At 49.6% G+C, this 2,779-nt stretch carries 2 protein-coding genes; both read left to right on the top strand.

The features are described from left to right. The first annotated feature begins 112 nt into the window (after positions 1-112). A complete protein-coding gene (locus tag NE619_RS17620; protein ID WP_256133801.1) occupies positions 113-1,240 on the top strand; it encodes a 4-hydroxybutyrate dehydrogenase in 1,128 nt (375 codons plus the stop codon). Positions 1,241-1,275: 35 nt separating this feature from the next. After that, entirely contained in the window at positions 1,276-2,634 is a 1,359-nt protein-coding gene (gabT, locus tag NE619_RS17615) for a 4-aminobutyrate--2-oxoglutarate transaminase (protein WP_256133800.1), read from the top strand. Positions 2,635-2,779: the final 145 nt, after the last annotated feature.

Here is a 2,779-nt window from a genome sequence, read left to right as displayed (position 1 = left end):
CGGCGACCTGAAAAAGGTCATCCCCGAGATCATCGCTCAGTGGGACGCCGAATAACCGATTTAGCCGTTATTAACGAATAGTTATTCAGAATATAAAGGAGGTTCAATTAAAATGAAAGAGATACTGATTAAAGGACAGCTGCACAAATTCAAGGAATTCAGGGACTTTGCGGAAGAATTTCAGCTGGGATCAAGAGATCTGCTGTTTACCAACGAATTTGTCTATACGCCCTTTATGAAAGAACTGAAACTGGACTGTCAGGTCGTTTTTCAGGAAAAATTCGGTGCCGGAGAGCCATCGGAAGAAATGATTACGGATATTTTTTCGGCGGTTAAGGAGGATTCCTATGATCGGGTCATCGCAGTGGGAGGCGGAGCGATCATGGATATCGGCAAACTGCTTTCCTTAAAGAGAACGGGAACGGTTCATCAGCTGTTCTTCAAAGAGGCGGAGGTTGTACCGGAAAAAAGGCTGGTGGCGATTCCCACAACCTGCGGTACCGGTTCTGAGGTAACCAATATTTCCGTAGCCATCGTAAGGGATGAAAACGGAGATACCACAAAGTTGGGACTGGTATCGGATCTGCTGATCCCGCAGGATGTGTGCCTGATTCCGGGGATGCTGAAAACGCTGCCATATGCTCCGTTCGCATCTTCGGCCATCGACGCTCTGATCCACGCCGTAGAATCCTATCTGTCTCCGGCAAGAGCAACCATGACCTCTGAGCTGTACGGCGTGAAGGCCATGGAATTGATTCTCGAAGGCTTCCGAAGAATCGGAGAGTCCGGCCCTGAGGCCAGGTTTGATTATCTGGAAGAATTTTCTACGGCCGCGTGCTATGCGGGAATCGCTTTCCTGCAGGCGGGCTGCGCTACGGTACACGCCATGTCCTTCCCGCTGGGAGGTACTTATCACGTGCCCCACGGCGAATCCAATTACGCGCTCTTCGGAAAGGTGCTGGAAAAGTATAACGCGATCCAGCCGGATGGAAAAATCGCAGAGTTCAAGAAAACGATCGCTCGTATTCTGGGCGGCAGCGAGGAGGAAGCCCTGGATAAGCTGGCGGCCCTTGAAGAGACGATTCTGCATCTGAAGCCTCTGAGAGAATACGGGTTCAAAGAAGAGGATATTGAGGTGTTCGCAGATTCCGTACTGGCAAATCAGCAGCGTCTGGTAACCAATTCCTATGTTCCCCTTACAAAAGAATTGATTAAAGAGATCTATGCGGAGTGCTATTAAAATAATGTTTTGTTGATAGAAAGAGGAGGAGAAAAATGTCACTTAGAACAAGTTTGCCAAAGATCGTTACAGATACGGTACCGGGTCCAAAATCCACGGAATTGTTAAAGGTTAGAAAGGATAATGTCACCGATGCGGTAGCCATGCTGGCGCCAGTGTTCGTAGAAAAAGCGGAAGGCGCAATGGTGCAGGATGTCGATGGAAACGTATTTCTTGATTTTGTCGCAGGAATCGGCGTGCTGAATATCGGCCATTCCCATCCTGAGGTAGTGGAAGCGGTAAAAGCGCAGGCGGATAAATATTTCGCGCCGAACCTGAATGTGTTTAATTATGAGCAGTATCCGCGTCTGGCGGAAAAGCTGAACGAAATTATTCCAATCGAAGGAGAAAAGAAAACCATACTGGTCAATACCGGAGCTGAGGCGGATGAAAATGCCGTTAAGCTGGCGAGAAGATACACCGGAAGAAGCGAGATCATCTGCTTTGCGGGGGCTTTCCACGGAAGAAGCTATATGACAATGGCTATGACCAGCAAATGCCATCCGTATAAGACCGGCTTCGGCCCGCTGCCGCAGGGCGTGAACCGTTTCCCGTTCCCGTACTGCTACAGATGCCCGTACGGACTGGAAAAGGAATCCTGCGGCATGCACTGCGCGAAGATGTTTGAGGAAAGCTTCTTCCTGGAATATGTAGCGCCGGATGAAACAGCGGCAATTATCTTAGAACCTGTTTTGGGAGAAGGCGGATTCATTATTCCTCCAGACGAATTCCTTCAGGAACTGAGACGTTTGTGCGATAAATATGGAATTCTGTTGATCGCTGATGAAATTCAGGCAGGTTACGCCCGTACAGGTAAGATGTTCGCCTGTGAGCATTGGAGCGTAAGACCGGATATCGTAGTGAGCGCCAAATCTGTGGCCGGCGGTATTCCGGTAGCCTGTGTAACCGCCAAAAAGGAGATCATGGAGGCCGTTTCCCCGGGAGAACTGGGCGGCACCTACTGCGGCAACGCTCTGGCCACAGCCTCTGCTCTCAAAGTTCTGGAAATCATGGAGCGGGACGATTACTGCGCGAAAGCAAGACATATCGGCGATGTGACCATGAAGAGATTCCTGGAAATGAAAGAAAAATACCAGATCATCGGCGACGTGAGAGGCGTAGGCGCGATGCTGGTTCTGGAATTTGTACAGGACAGAGGTACGAAAGAGCCGGCAAAGACAGAAACAAAGGCCATCATCAATGAGTGTATGCGCAACGGTCTGGTTGTTCTCGGCGCCGGCGTGAGAGACAATTGCATCCGATTCCTGATGCCGCTGGTAATCACTGACGAACAGATCGCCGCCGGCCTGGACATTCTCGAAAAGGCAATCGCAAAGATCGACGCTGAAAGATAGATAATCCTCCATATCAGGGAGGCAGTCCTCAAACACGGGGACTGCCTCCTATTGTCAATAACTTGAGAAAATGTCCCTTTTTGCGAAGGAAATTCACTTGAGAAACTGTCTCCTTTGTAAAAGGGCGTTTCGCCCTTTTACAAAG

The sequence above is a fragment of the Anaerovorax odorimutans genome, from assembly GCF_024459955.1.
Taxonomy (GTDB): Bacteria; Bacillota; Clostridia; order Peptostreptococcales; family Anaerovoracaceae; genus Hominibacterium; species Hominibacterium odorimutans_A.
The sequence above is the reverse complement of the archived record's forward strand: the minus strand, read 5'-3'. Positions and strand labels throughout refer to the sequence as shown.

Coding starts and splice junctions, on each gene's coding strand:
- NE619_RS17620 (WP_256133801.1), top strand. CDS start 113: ATGAAAGAGATACTGATTAAAGGACAGCTGCACAAATTCAAGGAATTC.
- gabT (WP_256133800.1), top strand. CDS start 1,276: ATGTCACTTAGAACAAGTTTGCCAAAGATCGTTACAGATACGGTACCG.